We start from the raw sequence: 18,604 nt of genomic DNA, 5'->3' as shown, positions 1-18,604 counted from the left end.
TAAGCCTAATAAAAAGGAATAGGGGAAACGAACAGTCATAGCGTGTATAAGGCTATCCGCCCTCCTTCCACCCCATTCCTATTTAGGTATTATTATCCATATACACAACATATTTTATCAAATATTCCGATTAATGTCACATAATGTTTTAAATAATAAGGTCCTAAGTCTGATAGTCATTTTTCCTATGCTCTTTCGTCATTAAAGCTCATGTCATCAAAAATTACTTTTGGTCACGAATCAGAAACGGTCGGGCTTCAGCCAAAAAATAAAGAGAGCCGGTTATCACTAACACATCCTCTTTTCTCATTCGTTTGCAGGCCTTTCTAATCGCATCCTGCCAATTCTCTTCAATATATTTCTCCTTAAGGATACTTGTCTTAAATAATTCCTCCGCTTCATTCATCCGCTCCATCCTTGTTTGTGTAAAGGTAATGCTGTCAGCCCTTCGTTCAATCACTTTGATCATCCTCTGATAATCCTTATCCTTCAGGGCTGCAAAGACAAAGTGAATTCTCCTTCCCTTATATCGCTCCTCTATCGTTTGAAGCAACACCTTCATACCTGAAAGATTATGGGCGCCGTCAAGAATGACGGCTGGATTGCTTGAAACCTGCTCAAAGCGCCCCTCCCATCTCGCCTTCAGCAATCCAGAACGGATACTCGCCTCCCTCACCGGGAAATCATATTTCCTATCAAGCAGCACGCAAGCCTGAACAGCCAATGACGCATTGTTCAGCTGATGCCGACCGAGCATCCGTAATGTGAGCCCGGAAAAGTTCAGCTCTTTCGAACAAAAATCAAAGCCTTCCTCCCCCTCCTCAAGTACACGGTTCTCCGGCCAGAAATCCATGCCAATTCGATATAATTCAGCATGTTCTTCCTCCGCTTTATTCATGATAGGCTGTATCGCCTCCGCTGATTCAACCCCCGTTATGACCGAAATGCCTTTTTTAATAATTCCAGCCTTCTCTACAGCAATTTCAGCAAGGGTGCTTCCAAGGATTTGCGTATGTTCAAGAGAGATACTTGTAATAATGGCAAGCATAGGGGTAATAATATTTGTCGAATCGAGCCTGCCTCCGAGCCCAGTTTCAATCAAAGCAATGGACGGGTGTCTTCTTTCAAAATACATGAAGGCTAGGATCGTGTAGATTTCAAAGGTGGTTAAATAACTGCCTTCATCATCGGCCTCCCTCAAGATAGGCATTAGTTCATTCAATAAATCAACGAGCTCTTCATCCGTAATCATGTCATCATTAATCCTTATTTGCTCATTCGCCTTTTCTAAATAAGGAGAAGTAAAGGAGGCAACATCATATCCCTCTGTCATCAAGATTTCTTTCAAAAAGGCAAGGGTCGACCCCTTTCCATTCGAGCCGGCGATATGAACCATCGGAAGCTTTCTTTCTGGATTTCCAATTCTCTCAAGCACCCTTTCCATGCGTTCAAGACCAAAGTCCATCCCAAGCTTGGCTGCACGCTCATTCAAAAAGGCAAGTGCGTCCTCATAGCTTTGAATCATCCTAATCACTCCATTCCCTATAACAACACCCTGCTCATATTCGAACAGGGTGTCATCATTAAGCCAATATTAAGCTAGTTCTTCTAGATCTTTCAAACGATTTTGGACTGCTTCACGTTTTTCAAGGTAATCAGCCAATTTCGCTCTTTCCTCTTCAATAACTTTTTCAGGTGCTTTCTTCATGAAGCCTTCATTGCCGAGTTTTTTCTCAATGCGCTCGACTTCCTTCTGCCATTTATCGAGCTCTTTTTGAAGTCGTTTTAGTTCTTCTTCAATATTGAGAAGCCCTTGTAAAGGAAGGATTAATTCAACACCTGTCACGATAGCGGTCATCGCTTTATCGTCAGCCGGGATATCCGTTCCAATGGTTAGTTCCTCTGGGTTACAGAAGCGTTCGATATAGCTGCGGTTCTTCTCTAGGACAGCCATTGTTTCCGCATCCTTCGCTTTTAAGGAAAGCTTGATTTTCTTGCTGAGCGGCGTGTTAACCTCTGCACGGATGTTACGAACAGTGCGGATGATCTCAACAAGCAATTTCATCTCATCGGATGCTTTCTCATCTGTCAGTTCATCCTTAACAACCGGCCATGCAGCCGTTGTGATGGATTCGCCCGCGTGCGGAAGGTTCTGCCAGATTTCCTCTGTAATGAACGGCATGAACGGATGCAACAGACGCATCGTTTGATCAAGCACATATGCTAGGATAGAACGAGTTGTCTTTTTCGCTGCTTCGTCTTCACCATACAATGGGAGCTTAGCCATTTCGATATACCAGTCACAGAAGTCATCCCAAATGAAGTTGTAAAGGGCACGGCCCACTTCACCGAATTCATATTTATCAGCAAGCCTTGTTACGGTTTCAATCGTTTCATTCAAGCGTGTCAAGATCCATTTATCCGCAACAGATTTCTCTCCGCTCAAATCGATTTCATCATAAGTCATTCCGTCCATATTCATTAGTGCGAAGCGGGAAGCGTTCCAGATTTTGTTTGCGAAGTTCCAAACGGATTCCACTTTCTCATAGCTGAAACGCAAATCCTGTCCTGGGGAGCTTCCAGTCGTTAAGAAGTAACGAAGGGAATCGGCTCCGTACTTGTCGATAACCTCCATTGGGTCAACGCCGTTTCCAAGGGATTTACTCATCTTACGGCCTTGCTCATCACGTACTAAACCATGGATGAGTACATCTTTAAATGGACGCTCGCCCGTGAATTCAAGACCTTGGAAGATCATACGGGACACCCAGAAGAAGATGATATCATAGCCTGTCACGAGTGCCGCAGTTGGATAATAACGCTTGAAGTCCTCTGCATCCTTCTCCGGCCAGCCCATTGTAGAGAACGGCCATAATGCGGAGCTGAACCAAGTATCAAGGACATCTGTATCCTGCGTCCAGTTCTCAATGTCTGCCGGCTCCTCTCGACCAACATATACTTCACCTGTTTCCTTATGGTACCAAGCAGGGATTCTGTGGCCCCACCATAGCTGTCTGGAGATACACCAGTCATGGATATTATCCATCCAGTTCAAGTACGTCTTCTCGAAGCGCTCAGGAACAAATTGTACCTTGCCTTCTGTCTCCTGCAGTTTAACTGCTTCTTCTGCCAAAGGTCCCATTTTAACGAACCATTGTGTGGAAAGATATGGCTCAACTACCGCACCGCTGCGCTCGGAGTGACCCACTTGGTGGATATGCTCCTCAATCTTGAAGAGAACGCCTGCCTCTTGCAGGTCCTTTACGATTTGCTTGCGGCATTCGAAGCGGTCCATGCCTTCGTATTTGCCGGCTTTCGCATTCATCGTGCCATCCTCATTCATAACAAGAACACGTTCAAGATTATGACGGTTGCCTACCTCAAAATCATTCGGGTCATGTGCCGGCGTAATCTTAACGGCACCAGAACCGAAGTCTTTCTCAACATACTCATCACCAACAATTGGAATCTCGCGTCCAACGATTGGCAGAATCAAGGTCTTGCCGATTAAGTGCTTGTAGCGCTCATCTTCCGGGTGTACCGCAACAGCTGTATCACCAAGCATTGTTTCCGGACGCGTTGTTGCGACTTCAATATGACCGCTACCATCAGCCAACGGATAATTCATGTGATAGAACGCGCCTTTCACTTCCTTATGAATAACCTCGATATCAGAGATGGCTGTTTTTGTGGAAGGATCCCAGTTAATGATGTATTCGCCGCGGTAGATTAAGCCTTTCTCATAAAGGGTAACGAAAACTTCACGAACCGCTTTAGATAAACCTTCATCAAGGGTGAAACGCTCACGGGAATAATCAAGTCCAAGTCCCAGCTTCGACCATTGCTCACGGATATGGCCGGCATATTCCTCTTTCCATTTCCATGTTTCTTCAACGAACTTCTCACGTCCAAGATCATAACGGGAGGTACCTTGTCCGCGAAGCTTTTCTTCTACCTTTGCTTGGGTAGCGATACCGGCATGGTCCATTCCTGGAAGCCAAAGGACATCATAGCCCTGCATTCGCTTCATTCTTGTCAAAATATCTTGAAGAGCTGTATCCCATGCATGACCAAGGTGCAATTTGCCCGTAACGTTCGGCGGCGGAATCACGATTGTATATGGTTCCTTCTCTTGATCTTGGCCAGCTTCAAAGAACTTGCCCTCAAGCCACCAGTCATAGCGGCCTTTTTCAATTGACTGCGGATCATATTTCGTCGGCATGCCAATTTCTTTTTGTTCTTCGCTCATGTTCATTCTCCTTCTTTCTTCTATTTTGGGGTCCTGGAAAATAAAAAAAACCGCTCCATCCTTCTGTTATCAAAAGGACGAAACGGTTAGTCTCGCGGTACCACCTTCATTCCGGCACATGCTGAATAAGCATGCCTCCGGCTCTTCATTCATCATAACGGCTCTTCACCGGTTCTCGCTACTTTCAACAGGTTCACGAAAACAGCTCCTGGGCGACCTTCTGCGGATTTGGTTACTGAAGGAATCTTTCAGCCGGTGGATTCCTCTCTCTAACAGCCTTCTGCCGCGTACTCTTCCCATTCAAAGCTTTTCATTTGGATTAATTTAATACTGTTATCATACATAAGTATGCAGCCTGTCGTCAATCATTGTTTCCCAAATTTATATAATTTATTCAATTAGGTATCCGCACAAAAGCCTAGCCCCTTGAATAGACTAGAAGAAAGGGGGAATGTATGCATGAGACGAAGGATGAATAGGTACAGCCTGCCTCCTTGGATACAGAACACCATTAATGTGACGCGTCAATTTGCTGTTCCGGTAACCGTATTTCAGGGAATCCGCACCTTTTTCCTCCCGAGCATCTTTGACCTGCTTCTGCTCTTTTTCCTAATCGGCCTTGTACTCGCCTTTCACTTTGAAATCATCTAATGCTTTGATTTACCGGGCAGACTGCCCGGTTTTTCTCTGTCCATTAATAAAGGCAGCCCTTTATTCGGCTGCCCAATCAATCATCCTGTTCCTTCGGCTTCTTGCTTTCCTCGATTTGTTCCATTCTCATAATGATATATTCGATATTCTTCAATAACCAATACTGCCGCTGAAACTTCCGGCAATAGTCCATTTCATCCTTTCCAGATATCTTCCTTGAATATTGGTCGACGATTTTAAGGCAGTTTGCAGGATAGGCCATATAAGACATGAAAAGAAGCATTTCTCCCTCCTTGAAAGGGAAAAAGCGAAAATACCCGTTAATCCACTCCACCGTTTCCGCCGACTGGATTGGATAGGTTTTCAATTGCTTCACAACAAATGGCAATAGATCAAAATACGCAGGTGCTATTTTGGTTCGCTCGAAATTGATGAAATGTCCGTACCCATTCTCACTGTATAAGAAATGGTGAATGGACACATGCCCATGTGTAATGACATTACGGACCTTTTCTTCCTCCTTCGTCTGCTCATACCACTTCTTAAATTTATTCATAGAATAGGTCAGGGCCTGTGAGACGTCATAATAACAAAGACAGAACAATTGCTCGAACGGTGACATATACCATTTCTTCTCAATTGTATTCATATATTCAAGCAAGAATTCCCGCTGCTCCTCCCACTCCTGAAGGGTTTTCTCATAATGCTCCTGCCTCTCCTGGGACGGGATGCTCGATTCCTTCGATGAAATGGTATGCATACGTGCCAGCTCACGGAACATTTGCTGATGACGTTCATCTCTTTCCTCCACCACCTCATCAGGCAGCCAGGGCATAAGATAGCTGAGCTTATCATTATGCAGAACCGCATACCGTCCATCAATTGCTGGGAAGATCGGCACAATGCGGTTATATCCATTTTGATAGAGAGTTTGGATATTTTTGATGAAATCAAAGCCTTTTTTAGCCTTGATTGTCTTAACGGCAAAAATGCCATTGTTCGTATAAACCTTTTTAACTTTTCCAAAATCCTCATAGAACTCAAGCTCCAGCTGATAATTCTGCAAATAATCAGCCAGCCATTTATCATCCGCTCTTAACATCATAATGGCACCCTTTCTCCTCGTGCCTATTAGGCAAAGGGCAGAGCCACAGGAATTTGTGCACTCTGCCCTCTCATTTACTCAGTTGATTTATTGGATGAAGCGGTAACTGGAATATAGATGACCTGGCCTGCTCTTAAACTATCAATCTCCCCGATTCGGTTAACCCGAGCGATATGCTGAGCGCTGATTTGATAACGGTCTGCCAGACTATCAATCGTCTCATTTCCTTGGACAATATAGACCTTCAACTTAGCCTGCCTGGTCTCCTCCTCAGCGGTGAATAAATCATAAAGCAGGGATTTAGACTCTGCCTTACCAGTATTCTTATATTCTTCCTTCGGTTCCTCTTTCTTTGGATAATTTCTTGAGTACTCCTCTCTCGGAGTATACGATGCCTGCGGCGGCTCTTTGCTTTCGTTCGTTGTTGGCATATGATTCAGGAAATCCCTATCCTCATCGAACTCCTCGTCCTCCTGTGCCTCCTGCTGTTCAACAGGAATTCTCGCCTCCGCATAAAAATCATCCTCATTCGAGGACTCTTTGCCAAAGGTAGGATAGGATGGAAAGCTGAATGGAGTCAATTCCTCTTCATATTCCTCCTCCTCAGCCTCTACCTCTGTACTTGAGCGGTATAACGGCAGCTCCTCGGTCTTTGCTTCAATGAGAATTTCCTCCGGTGACTCCTCCGTTTCTGCCTCACTTTCCCTGTATTCCACAGCTGCCTCAGGAAGAATGGCTTCTGCTGCCTCTTCAGCCTCTTCTTGCTCCTCCACTTCTTCACGCTCAATTAATAATTCCTCTTGGATACCAGTAATCCAAAGCTCCGCCGTTAAATGTAAACAGCCATCCTCCAAGAGCTGATAATCAAAGCTTTGGACACCTACACTCAGTTCATTCCGGTCCTGTACCCGCTCAGCCGGAACGGTAATATCGACAGGGAAGTGATGCTGGAATTCATACGTATCCTCCCGTTGGTCCGTGATGGAGACATAGCGGCGGTTCAATTCATCCTCTTTGGGTTCGATATTGCCCTCTTGTGGTTTGTATTCCCCCATAAGATCCAATGTTCCTCGCAAAATCACATACTGTTCCACCTCATGCACAGATACATTCGGCTCAAGTGAGATGGAATAAAGCTCGCTAACTTCCTGTCCGCTTTGAAACCACACATTTTCTTCTAATGAAAATCGTAAATACGATGTATTTTCTGGAGACATGCCTGTTCCTCCTTCCAACCCTTTTCATCTAAATGTCATTTAAAGCCTATGCGGGTATCGTTGAAATTATGAACAGGATTACAGAAGAGTGACCGAAACGCAAGTCGTTTAACACCTAACATTTCCCATGCCGAATAAAGGAATATGGTATAATAAGGGACAACTACTCGGTGCGGGTGGTATGCACTTTCTTTTCCTTATTTTAAAAAGGGAAGGGAGGTGATATGCCAATGGATTTTCTGCAAACTTTAGCCAAAGATACAGCAACGATCTTTCTAACGACCTTTGCTGCAGGCATCGCCATGCGATTTGCTAATCTTCAGCTGAAGGGCAAACGAAAAACCACCCCGTGCCGGCCAAAGCAAAAGGGTGGTTCTTCATCCAAGAAATAGCATAATGGGCATACCACTCGCAGTAGTTGCCGCCAGAGAGTTAACGGCTCTCTGGTTTTTTCGTTTATAGTTATGTTTAATAATATACCCTTCCTGTCATTTGTTCAATCAAAAGTTACGCCGAATTTAAGACTAATTCCATCTAGAAAAAGAGGCTCGGACAAAACGAAATAAATGATCCTCAATAACGAAAACTTCTTCTTCCTATTCAACAGCAGTTGGAAAGATAAATCCGTTCCATTACGCGAAATGCACTCGACTCCTGCGGGAAGTAGAGAAAAGGCTGAGACCCCACAGGTGTGTGCACCGAGGAGGCTCAAGCCTTTCTCCCTCCGCGGAAAGCGAGTGCATTTTGCTCCATTCCACTAGTCACTGATGTTAGAAAGCCACAATCAACTAATGCATGGAAAATCAACAAATAAAAATCCGAACAATTAGACGATAGTTTATCATTGGCTGAAATACTTATGTCCTAGCCTCTTATTTTTCATTATCCTTCAATCTTTCCCTGCACCTTACATAGATGATTTTATTCTCTTCTGTTTGTCGAAAGCCGGGCAACGTCATGCGTTCTTCACAGAAAAGGAATTGAATCAATATACGATGATTTTTACTTTATTTGCAGACAGGTAGAAGTGGACATCCCTTACAATAAACCTGATGGAGTGCAAGCACAAAAAAACTGTAGATCAAATCAATAATGGATTTGGTCTACAGTCTGAGGGTAAGCATTCATTAACCTTTTATCTTTCCAAATTCAAACAAAATTAATTTAACGTATAATTATGGGACAGTCACTTTCTCCACTTACCCTTTAATCGCCTTGAACGCTTTTTGGGCTGCTTGAATGGTTTTCTCGATATCCTCATCACTATGCTCCGTTGATAGGAAGACGCCCTCGAATTGAGACGGAGGAAGAAAGACGCCATTATCCGCCATTTGTTTATAATACTCCGCAAAGAACTTAAGATCAGACGTTTTCGCAGATTCATAGTCCTTCACCTGCTCATTCGTGAAGAAGAAGCCAATCATGGAGCCTGCCCGGTTGCATGTAAGCGGAACATTGTATGTTTCAGCCGCTTCCATGAAGCCCTCTTCTAAACGGTCAGCCTTCTTAATGAAGGTTTGATAGGTTTCTTCTGTTAATTGAGCCAATGTTTCATAGCCCGCTGTCATTGCCATTGGGTTTCCTGATAGCGTGCCAGCTTGATAGATGGAACCGCTTGGCGCAATCTGGCTCATGATTTCCTTTTTGCCGCCGAACGCACCAACAGGAAGTCCCCCGCCGATTACCTTTCCAAGACAGGTTAAATCAGGCGTTACACCGAAATAGCCTTGTGCACAGTTGTAATCCACACGGAATCCAGTCATGACTTCATCAAAGATCAGGACAGTGCCGTTTTTCTCCGTGATTTCACGCAGACCTTCCAAGAATCCAGGAAGAGGCGGAACAACCCCCATATTGCCGGCTACCGGCTCAACAATTACACCGGCGATGTCTTCGCCAAATTGTTCGAACGCATATTTCACGCTCTCAAGATCATTGTACGGAACGGTAATCGTATTACGTGCGATTCCCTCAGGCACTCCCGGGCTGTCAGGAAGACCAAGCGTTGCCACACCTGAACCAGCCTTGATAAGAAGGGAATCCCCATGTCCGTGATAGCATCCTTCAAACTTAAGAATTTTATCTCGGCCCGTATATCCCCTTGCTAGGCGAAGCGCAGCCATCGTCGCTTCCGTTCCGGATGAAACCATGCGTACCATCTCAATGGAAGGAACACGATCGATAACAAGCTGAGCTAATTTGTTTTCAGATAAGGTCGGCGCACCGAAGCTTGTCCCTGTTTCAGCAATCTTTTTAATCGCTTCAACAACCCGGCCATTGGCATGTCCGAGAATAAGCGGTCCCCATGAAAGGACATAATCAATATAATCATTTCCATCAATGTCATAGATTTTGGAGCCCTTTCCTCTCTCCATGAAAATTGGATCCATATTAACTGATTTAAATGCACGCACAGGGCTGTTTACTCCGCCAGGCAGCAGGTGTACAGCTTCCTTGAAGGCTTCCTTTGATTTTTCATATGAACGCATATGCCTAAACTCCTTTTCACTATCGGATTAATTTGTTTCTTTGATCCATCTTGCAGCATCCTTGGCATGGTAGGTGATGATGAGATCAACGCCGGCCCGTTTCATGCCGATTAACGTTTCCATCACAATTCCTCTTTCATCCACCCATCCATTGGCGGCTGCTGCTTTAACCATTGCATACTCTCCACTTACATTATAAGCGACAAGCGGCAAATTAAAATTATTTTTCACATCGCGAATAATATCAAGGAAGGCAAGCGCCGGTTTCACGATAAGGAAATCTGCTCCTTCCGCCACATCAGATTCTGCCTCGCGAAGCGCCTCAAGCCGGTTCGCATAATCCATTTGATAGGCTTTGCGGTCGCCGAATTGGGGGGCAGAATTCGCCGCATCACGGAAGGGACCGTAAAAGGCAGATGAATACTTAACCGCATAGGACATGATGGGAATATCCTGATAACCCGCTTCATCCAAGCCTTGACGAATCGCTGTCACAAATCCATCCATCATATTAGAAGGTGCAATGATATCTGCGCCTGCTTCTGCTTGGCTGACTGCTGTCTTCACGAGGAGTTCCAGGCTTTCATCATTCAAGACGGTGCCATTCTCCACGATGCCGCAATGGCCATGACTTGTATACTCACAAAGGCATGTATCCGCAACAACAAGCAGCTCTGGATACTGCTCCTTCACAAAACGGATTCCTCTTTGGATGATTCCATGGGTATGGAATGCACCTGTTCCGCATTCATCTTTATCTGCATCATCCGGTACCCCAAATAAGATGACCGATTTAATCCCTAATGATACAACCTCATCCAGCTCCTCCTTCATGCGGTCCAAAGAGAATTGGAACACACCTGGCATTGATGAAACTGGATTCTTTTGGTTCTCTCCCTCTGTGATAAAGATCGGATAGATAAAATCATCTACATGAAGATGCGTTTCACGTACGAGCGCTCTCATCGCACTGTTTTTGCGTAATCTCCGATGGCGGTTAAATGTTGTATTTGTCATGACCTGCACTCCCTTAATTTCGATAATATAAGCCTATTTCCTCAAGCATATGTTCAATCGTGTATTCACTCGGACTTACATGAACGGTTAAGCCAAGCCGCTCTGCCCGCTCCTTCGTCACCGGTCCGATGGTTACGATTACTTTCCCGGCAATACTCTCCTCTAGCCCTGCCTTATGCATAATCCGCATAAACGTCTCCACTGCAGACGGACTCGTGAAGAGAAAAAGGTCAATAGCCTGTTCCTTAAGCGTCTGTATCAACTGAGCATCAGCACCTTTAGGCGGCTTGTTGCTATACACAACTGCCTCTTGTGCCTCGATGTTTTGGCCGCAAAGCCCTTTATAAATATAATCTCTAGCCAGGTCTCCTTTGGCAATTAAAATGGCTTCCCCTTCATGTACAACTTCGAGAAATTCCGGGAGAAAAGCTTCTGCCACATAGCTCTTCGGAATGAAGGCAGCCTTAAGCCCATGCTTCAAGAGCTCCTTCTCCGTCTTCTTCCCGATAGCAGCTATCCTCGGCATCTCTTCAAGAGACAGGCCTAGTTCCTTCGCCAGCTCCATGAAGAAATGAACACCATTTCTGCTCGTAAAAACGAGCCAATCAAACCTGTCAAGACGCTTTGCTTTCTTCTCTGCATCCTCCCACTTATCCAAGCCCGGCCGCTGAAAGGATAAGAGGGGCACCAATACAGGTACCCCTCCATGGTCTGAAATCATGGCGCATAATGACTGGGCCTGTGATTCCTCTCTAGTGACCAGCACCCGTTTCCCTTTTAGAAACTTGGTATGTGCCATCTTTAACCTTCCATCTCCTCTTTCACCAAGGCAATAAGCTCCTTTGCACCTCGTTCAGACAAACGCTCAGCAAGCTCTTCTCCAAGTGCAATCGGTTCGCTTCCTTGCACCGTATCCCGGTAAATGATCTTCCCATCTGGAGAACCGACAAGTGCTTGCATTTCCAAGCTGCCATTATCCAGCTTCTTCGCATAACCGGCAATGGGTACCTGGCAGCCGCCCTCCATCGTTTTCAAGAAGGCGCGCTCAGCTAGGACTGCCTCCTCCGTCGCACGGCAATTAAGCTTCGCCAGTTCCAATATAAGCTCTTGATCATTTGCCCGGCACTCAATTGCAAGTGCACCTTGACCGACAGCCGGGATGCAAAGCTCATCATCCAAATATTCCGTTACGATTTCCTTGCTCCAGCCAAGTCTGGACAAGCCTGCTGCTGCCAAGATAATCGCATCATAATCCTCATCCTTTAACTTCTGCAGGCGTGTATCCACATTTCCGCGAATCCATTTGATTTCAAGATCCGGTCTCTCTGCCAGCAGCTGGGCGCTTCTGCGCAGGCTTGATGTTCCGACAACCGCTCCCTCCGGCAATTCACTAAGCGGCACATGGTTCTTTGAGATTAACACATCCCGGTGGTCCTCGCGCTTAGGCACACAGCCAATTGTCAGTCCTTCCGGAAGCTCAGCCGGCATATCCTTCATGCTATGGATGGCCATATCAATATGGCCGTCAAGCATCGCTTGTTCAATTTCTTTGACGAATAATCCTTTTCCCCCGACTTTTGAAAGGGTTACATCCAGGATTTTATCCCCTTTAGTCACAATCTCCTTTAATTCAAACTCAAAGGGCAGACCCAGCCCTTTCAGCTGGTCAATGACCCAATTTGATTGTGTTAATGCCAGTTTGCTTCTTCGTGATCCTACAATAATTTTCCTCATGATTTCCCTCCATCAAAAGACATGAAATGCTGATGTGTTGCCAAATAAAAAGAAATTGATTAAAACAAGCAGGAAGGATGCAATATTCCAATAGGCCAGCGTCTTCCCGTAATATTTTTTCTTTACCTTCATATATAAGTAAATACCATATACGATTAAACAGGCAAAGGATCCGATTATTTTACTGTCATACCATACGATATCGGATACAACCAAGTAAGCGAACTCAAGCCCCAGTATTAAAGAAAGCAATAAAAGGGGGAGCCCAATGACTGCCAGCCTATAGGACATCTGCTCAAGCTTCGCCAAATCCCCCAGCCTGACAAGCCGCTTGCCCCATTTCTTCCGCTTCAGCAAATCATATTGAATCAAGTACAGAAGCGAAAAAACAAATGACAGGGCGAAGGCCGCATAGGACAAGATGGCGACTGTTATATGGATGACCGACAGCTCAGAAATAAATTGTGTCCGGTTCCCAAGCCGGTCAAGCTGCAGGGGCGAGAAAGTCTGTATGACCATTAACCCAAACCCCAGCAGATTGGTGAAAAAGATGAAAAAATCTGTTCTCAAAAACCAGTTTATAGCTAGTGAAAAGGTAATTAAGATCCACACATAAAAATATAATCCCTCGAGCAGTGAAAGGATTGGAAATCTGCCCGCTTCATACATATAAAGAAACAAAAAGATTGTTTGCATGAACCAAACAATCGAAAGAATCCAGAAGGCCGCTTTGTTGGCCTTCTGATTATTTTGTAGAAAATCATAGAAATATAGCAATACACTCAAGGCATATAAAATGATTGTTATCTCATGCACTCTATTTAAATATACATCAATCATCTCATTCGTCCTGCCTGATCAAAAGGGCTGCGACACTACTTGCAGGATGGGCCGCCCTTGCTTGCGTGCAGTTTCCTTTGATGCTGCTTCTTTCCCGTCTTTCTCGATGAGGTCCTCTATATCAAATGTATCAATAAAAGCTTGGAGCAAAGCATCCGAATGCTTTTTATCAGCTATCTCCTTCGCATAAAGAATAGGGTCCTTCAGCATTTGATTGACGATGCTTTTTGTATGCTTATTGATGACCTTCCATTCTCTCTCGCTGAGTCCAGGCAGCTTTCTCTCCATGCTAGCGATGGTATCGGCCTGAATAGCAAGCGCCTTTTCGCGCAGGGCGGAGATTACAGGGACGATTCCAAGCATCTTCAACCATGCGTTGAATTCAACAAGCTCTTGTTCAATCATGATCATAATCTCTCTAGCTGCTTCTTTCCGTTCTGCAAGATTTGCTTGGACAATGCCTTCTAGATCATCAATATCATAAAGGAACACGCTGTCGAGCTCCACTAACCGAGGATCAAGGTCACGCGGAACCGCAATATCGACCATGAAAATTGGTTTTCCTTTACGGAGAATATTGATGTTCTCCATCATTTCCTTTGTAATAACATAATCCTTAGACCCCGTTGAACTGATAAGAATATCCGCTTCGAGCAAGGCACATTGCAGCTCCTGCAGCATCTTAGCCTTACCGGAATATTTGGAGGCAAGCTTTTCCGCCTTCTCAAGTGTCCGATTAATAACAGTAACCTGGGTCGCTCCGCTTCCATATAAGTTTTCAATCGCGAGCTGCCCCATCTTGCCGGCACCAACGACAAGAACCTTCTTATCTTCTAATGAACTGAAGATTTTCTTCCCCAGTTCTACAGCCGCGTAGCTGATGGAAACCGCATTCTTATTAATTTCCGTTTCAGCATGGGCCTTTTTCGCGAGCGTAATCACTCTCTTGAATAAATTATTAAACAGTGTGCCTGTTGTTTTTTCTACTTGGGCGAGCATAAAGCTCTTCTTCACCTGACCGAGAATTTGCGTCTCACCAAGCACCATGGAGTTCAACCCGCATGCTACTTGGAAGAGATGGTTGGCCGCTCCGTCCTCTTCATATATATATAAATAAGAAGACAATTCACCCAGTTCAATTGAAAACCACTCAGATAAGAATTCCTTAATATAGTACCGGCCTGTATGTAACTGATCGACAACCGCGTACACCTCTGTACGGTTACAGGTGGAAACAATAACATTCTCTAAGACACTTTTCTTCGCCTGCAGGGTTTTCATCGCTTCTGGCAATTGATCTAATTCAAAGCTTACTTTCTCTCGGATTTCAACAGGAGCAGTTTTATAATTCAGACCTACGGTAATGATATGCATCTACCCTGTTACACCCCCATTTACGTAATTTGCGTCTATTCTAAAAGCAGGTAATCCTCATAAACTGCTAGAATGGTAATTGTGAACAAAATCGTAACATTGCCCAATTCTCATTCAATAGTGGACCGCCGGCCGTATGTAACCACCCGCGAACGACCGCCTATCTGACATCCTTCTACATCATTTGAGTTTATGATTTCTTTCCGGGCATCCACTTTAAAAGCGCTTGCCGGAATAATCATCAACCGGCTCAAACCCTTGATATAAATGGATTTATTGAAAATAAAAATAAAAGATGGCTAAACCTGATATAATCTATATAGGTTTCATTCAGTAAGCGTTTTTACCAATAAGTTGCTTATCCTGAAGTATGTGTAAATTCGTACTATCTGTACATTAACAAAGATTAGAATAATTATCAATAATAACAAACTAGGAGTCGAAAGATGAGAGAATTTCGCTATTTTACTTGTACTATTTTAATTGGGTTTGGATTTTTTTACTTATTGAGATCGATTGATTTTACCCTTTTCCAACCATATTATTCATGGGCAACGCTAAGCATCCTTCTAGGGCTTGCTTTTCTTTTGCAGAGCAGGTTCGGGGGACAGGCAGAATTTCTGCTGCCAGGGGTTATCTTCACTGGTTATGGCTTGCATCAATATATCGCCGGAAAGCTTGAGTATTGGCCTGGAGAACAAGTGATTATCTTTCTATTAATCGGTCTGGGTTTACTTCTCATTTACTTAAAGAAAGGCATCGGGAAAGGGGCAGGAATTCTCTTTCTCGTCATCTCTATCCTGCTGATTTTTTATGAGCAAATCCTTAGTTTCTTAGGTGTATCCAATTATGCCGACACCTTCTCCACCTATTGGCCGGCTGCATTAATTCTCGCCGGGTTGTTCATTCTTTATAAGAAGAAATAACAAATGCAGGGGCCTGGTTGAGGCCCCTGCATTTTATTCGTTCCTTACATTCTAGCCTGTATGGCATTCCACGCTTGATCTTTCCCGAGCCCTGTCTCAGATGAGAAGAGAATAATCTCGTCTCCCTTCGCAAGGTCCAATGTATCCCTAACTACTTTCAAATGCTTCTGCCATTTTCCTTTTGGAATCTTATCCGCTTTCGTCGCAATGACAATAGTCGGAATCTCGTAATGCTTCAAGAAATCATACATCATCACATCATCAGCGGAAGGCTTATGACGCAAATCAATGATAAGCAGCATTGCACGAAGCGGCTCCCTAGTCGTAATGTATGTCTCGATCATCTTACCCCAGGCTTCTCGCTCTGTCTTGGATACTTTCGCGTAGCCGTATCCTGGAACATCGACAAAGAAGATCGCTTCATTCAATTTATAGAAATTCAACGTCTGGGTTTTTCCCGGCTTGGACGATGTCCGTGCCAAACCTTTACGATTGATCATTTTATTAATGAAGGAAGATTTCCCTACGTTCGAGCGTCCTGCAAGTGCAAATTCCGGGAATCCGTCTGTCGGATATTGCTCCGGCTTCACGGCACTCATGACGATCTCTGCTTGTGTTACTTTCACTTTTCTTCACCTGCCAATGCATGCTCCAACACTTCATCTAGTTGCGAGACAAATACGAATTCTAAATCATTGCGCACACTTTCCGGAATGTCGTCAATATCCCGTTCATTATCGATTGGGCAAATAATCTTCTTCAAACCGGCGCGGTGAGCACTTAATGATTTTTCCTTCAATCCGCCGATTGGCAGCACACGCCCCCGCAGGGTAATCTCACCGGTCATGCCGACTTCCTTGCGGATAGGTCTCTTGGTAAGAGCTGAAATAAGTGCTGTCGCAATCGTAATCCCGGCAGATGGACCGTCCTTTGGCACGGCTCCTTCCGGGACATGGATATGAATATCATATTTCTCATAGAAATCCTTGTCAATATGAAGTTCTTCTGCTTTGGAGCGTACATAGCTGAACGCGGCCTGTGCAGACTCCTTCATTACATCTCCAAGCTTTCCAGTTAAGATTAGTTTGCCTTTGCCAGGTGATAAAGAAACTTCAATCTGGAGTGTATCCCCGCCAAAGTTCGTATAGGCAAGCCCTGTTGCCACTCCGATTTGATTCTCCAGTTCCGCTTCCCCATATCGGAAGTACGGCTTACCGAGGAAATCACTGACATTCTTCTGCGTCAGGACGACCTTCTTCTTCTCACCAGAGACGATAATCCTCGCAACCTTACGGCAGACAGCCGCCAGTTGGCGTTCAAGTGTCCGTACGCCCGCTTCCCTTGTGTAATAACGAATGATCTGTGTGATGGCCTCATCCTTCATTTGCAGCTGGGCTTTCGTTAAGCCGTGTGCCTTCAATTGCTTCAGAAGCAAATGCTCCTTGGCAATATGAAGCTTCTCATATTCGGTATAGCCGGATAGGTTGATAATTTCCATCCGATCGCGCAGCGGGGCCGGTATCGTAGATAAATCATTCGCTGTTGCGATAAACATGACTTGGGATAAGTCATATGTTTCCTCTATATAATGATCACTGAATGAATTATTCTGTTCAGGGTCAAGAACCTCAAGCATGGCTGAGGAGGGATCCCCGCGAAAATCATGTGACATCTTATCAATCTCATCAAGAAGGAAGACTGGGTTAATGGTTCCTGCTTTCTTCATCCCTTGAATGATGCGGCCCGGCATGGCACCAACATAAGTACGTCGGTGACCGCGAATTTCAGATTCATCACGAACACCGCCGAGAGAAATGCGGACGAAATGACGATTCATTGATTTTGCAATCGACTTCGCTAAGCTCGTCTTCCCGACACCAGGAGGTCCAGCTAGACATAAGATTGGTCCCTTCAATGAATTGGTAAGTGACTGAACCGCCAGATACTCCAGCACACGTTCCTTCACCTTTTCAAGACCGTAATGATCCTCATTCAAGATTTTCTCTGCCTTGCCAATATCCAAGTCATCCTTTGTTGCATTGGACCAAGGGAGCGCAATCAGCCATTCGAGATAATTGCGGATAACCGCGCTTTCTGCCGAGCTTGCCGGAATCTTCTCATAGCGGTCCAATTCCTTCTTTGCTGTTTCAAGGACATGCTCAGGCATGCCTGCCAGCTCAATTTTCTCCAACAACTCCGCAATCTCAGCCGTCTTGCCTTCCTTATCGCCAAGCTCCTTCTGGATAGCCTTTAATTGCTCGCGCAAATAATATTCCTTCTGCGTACGCTCCATGGATTTCTTCACGCGCAAACCAATCTTTTTCTCCAGATTCAGCACTTCTTTTTCGTTATGAATAATATCTATGACCTTGTTTAGACGTTCTTTTATATCGATTGTCTCCAATATATCCTGCTTATCCTTGAGCTTAAGCGGGAGATGAGAGGTTATGATATCGGCAAGCCTTCCCGGCTCTTCAATGTCAACTGTCGTATTATACGTCTCTGTTGTCACTTTCTTTGAAATCTTTATGTATTGTTCAAAGTAATCCAACAAGGTTCTCATTAACGCTTCGGTTTCCGGATCCTTCTCGATAGAGTCTTCCATTACTTCAAGCCTCGCAGCGAGATAATCTCCTTCATCCACAAACTCAATCATATGAGCCCGTGAAACGCCTTCGACTAATACCCGAATGGTACCGTTTGGCAGTTTAAGCATCTGCTTAACCTTCGTCAGAGTGCCTAATTGATAGACATCATCCTCACTCGGTTCATCTGTGGATACTTCCTTTTGTGTAGTCAAAAAAATAAAATGGTCATCTACCATTGCTTTCTCTAGCGCCTGCACCGATTTCTCTCTTCCAACATCGAGATGTAGAACCATTGTCGGGAAAACAAGCAATCCGCGCAGCGGCAGGAGGGGAACGTGTTTTTCCTCAGTAATTGCCATTTGTTGCACCTCCATAAAAACCTAATAAGATATCTTACTTAAGAATAGACCTTTA

The 18,604-nt window shown here is 44.7% G+C and carries 15 protein-coding genes and 1 other annotated feature; of the genes, 3 read left to right on the top strand and 12 right to left on the bottom strand.

The genetic code is table 11. The features are described from left to right. Positions 1 to 223: 223 nt before the first annotated feature. Positions 224 to 1,525 (bottom strand): bifunctional folylpolyglutamate synthase/dihydrofolate synthase, encoded by a 1,302-nt coding sequence (locus AC622_RS04680; protein WP_049669997.1) that lies wholly within the window; start codon positions 1,523 to 1,525, stop codon positions 224 to 226. 69 nt (positions 1,526 to 1,594) lie between these two features. Then, positions 1,595 to 4,249, bottom strand: a complete 2,655-nt coding sequence (locus tag AC622_RS04675) for a valine--tRNA ligase (protein WP_049669996.1) — start codon at positions 4,247 to 4,249, stop codon at positions 1,595 to 1,597. 70 nt (positions 4,250 to 4,319) lie between these two features. After that, positions 4,320 to 4,562 (bottom strand) — a binding site (T-box leader). Positions 4,563 to 4,708: 146 nt separating this feature from the next. Here AC622_RS04675 and AC622_RS04670 point away from each other — a divergent pair. Next, positions 4,709 to 4,900, top strand: a complete 192-nt coding sequence (locus tag AC622_RS04670; RefSeq protein ID WP_049669995.1) for a hypothetical protein — start codon at positions 4,709 to 4,711, stop codon at positions 4,898 to 4,900. A gap of 76 nt (positions 4,901 to 4,976) precedes the next feature. Here the strand turns inward: AC622_RS04670 and ysxE are convergent, their stop codons facing one another. Both ysxE and spoVID read right to left on the bottom strand, forming a co-directional pair. After that, positions 4,977 to 6,005 (bottom strand): spore coat protein YsxE, encoded by a 1,029-nt coding sequence (ysxE, locus tag AC622_RS04665; protein ID WP_049669994.1) that lies wholly within the window; start codon positions 6,003 to 6,005, stop codon positions 4,977 to 4,979. 74 nt (positions 6,006 to 6,079) lie between these two features. Then, positions 6,080 to 7,222: a stage VI sporulation protein D gene (gene spoVID, locus AC622_RS04660; protein ID WP_049669993.1), complete on the bottom strand. Its 1,143-nt coding sequence runs from the start codon at positions 7,220 to 7,222 to the stop codon at positions 6,080 to 6,082. Between the two features lie 230 nt (positions 7,223 to 7,452). On the opposite strand from spoVID, the gene AC622_RS21170 reads away from it, so the two are divergent. Next, entirely contained in the window at positions 7,453 to 7,614 is a 162-nt protein-coding gene (locus AC622_RS21170; protein ID WP_197089903.1) for a hypothetical protein, read from the top strand. A gap of 807 nt (positions 7,615 to 8,421) precedes the next feature. Here the strand turns inward: AC622_RS21170 and hemL are convergent. Genes hemL through hemA form a run of 6 tightly spaced genes read right to left on the bottom strand, consistent with a single transcriptional unit; the run spans position 8,422 to position 14,676 of the window. After that, on the bottom strand, positions 8,422 to 9,711 hold the full coding sequence (hemL, locus tag AC622_RS04655; RefSeq protein WP_049669992.1) for a glutamate-1-semialdehyde 2,1-aminomutase: 1,290 nt from the start codon (positions 9,709 to 9,711) through the stop codon (positions 8,422 to 8,424). A 27-nt stretch (positions 9,712 to 9,738) separates the two neighbouring features. Beyond that, a complete protein-coding gene (gene hemB, locus AC622_RS04650) occupies positions 9,739 to 10,728 on the bottom strand; it encodes a porphobilinogen synthase (RefSeq protein ID WP_049669991.1) in 990 nt (329 codons plus the stop codon). 13 nt (positions 10,729 to 10,741) lie between these two features. Further along, positions 10,742 to 11,527: a uroporphyrinogen-III synthase gene (locus tag AC622_RS04645; RefSeq protein WP_049669990.1), complete on the bottom strand. Its 786-nt coding sequence runs from the start codon at positions 11,525 to 11,527 to the stop codon at positions 10,742 to 10,744. Between the two features lie 2 nt (positions 11,528 to 11,529). Next, positions 11,530 to 12,462, bottom strand: a complete 933-nt coding sequence (gene hemC, locus AC622_RS04640) for a hydroxymethylbilane synthase (protein ID WP_049669989.1) — start codon at positions 12,460 to 12,462, stop codon at positions 11,530 to 11,532. A 12-nt stretch (positions 12,463 to 12,474) separates the two neighbouring features. After that, a complete protein-coding gene (locus AC622_RS04635; RefSeq protein ID WP_049669988.1) occupies positions 12,475 to 13,302 on the bottom strand; it encodes a cytochrome C assembly family protein in 828 nt (275 codons plus the stop codon). Between the two features lie 18 nt (positions 13,303 to 13,320). Next, complete coding sequence (gene hemA / locus AC622_RS04630) at positions 13,321 to 14,676, bottom strand: glutamyl-tRNA reductase (protein ID WP_049669987.1); 1,356 nt, start codon at positions 14,674 to 14,676, stop codon at positions 13,321 to 13,323. A 446-nt stretch (positions 14,677 to 15,122) separates the two neighbouring features. Between hemA and AC622_RS04625 the strand changes: the two genes are divergently transcribed. Then, the gene (locus AC622_RS04625) at positions 15,123 to 15,602 is read left to right on the top strand and encodes a hypothetical protein (RefSeq protein ID WP_049669986.1); all 480 of its coding nucleotides are present in this window, start codon (positions 15,123 to 15,125) and stop codon (positions 15,600 to 15,602) included. A 44-nt stretch (positions 15,603 to 15,646) separates the two neighbouring features. On the opposite strand, the gene yihA is transcribed toward AC622_RS04625, so the two are convergent. Both yihA and lon read right to left on the bottom strand, forming a co-directional pair. Further along, positions 15,647 to 16,228 (bottom strand): ribosome biogenesis GTP-binding protein YihA/YsxC, encoded by a 582-nt coding sequence (gene yihA / locus AC622_RS04620; protein WP_049669985.1) that lies wholly within the window; start codon positions 16,226 to 16,228, stop codon positions 15,647 to 15,649. Beyond that, positions 16,225 to 18,549, bottom strand: coding sequence for an endopeptidase La (lon, locus tag AC622_RS04615; RefSeq protein ID WP_049669984.1), 2,325 nt, complete (start codon positions 18,547 to 18,549; stop codon positions 16,225 to 16,227). The genes yihA and lon overlap by 4 nt, the downstream gene beginning before the upstream one ends. Between the last annotated feature and the right edge of the window lie 55 nt (positions 18,550 to 18,604).

Origin of the sequence: Bacillus sp. FJAT-27916 (assembly GCF_001183965.1) — a bacterium.
Taxonomy (GTDB): Bacteria; Bacillota; Bacilli; order Bacillales; family Pradoshiaceae; genus Pradoshia.
The sequence above is the reverse complement of the archived record's forward strand: the minus strand, read 5'-3'. Positions and strand labels throughout refer to the sequence as shown.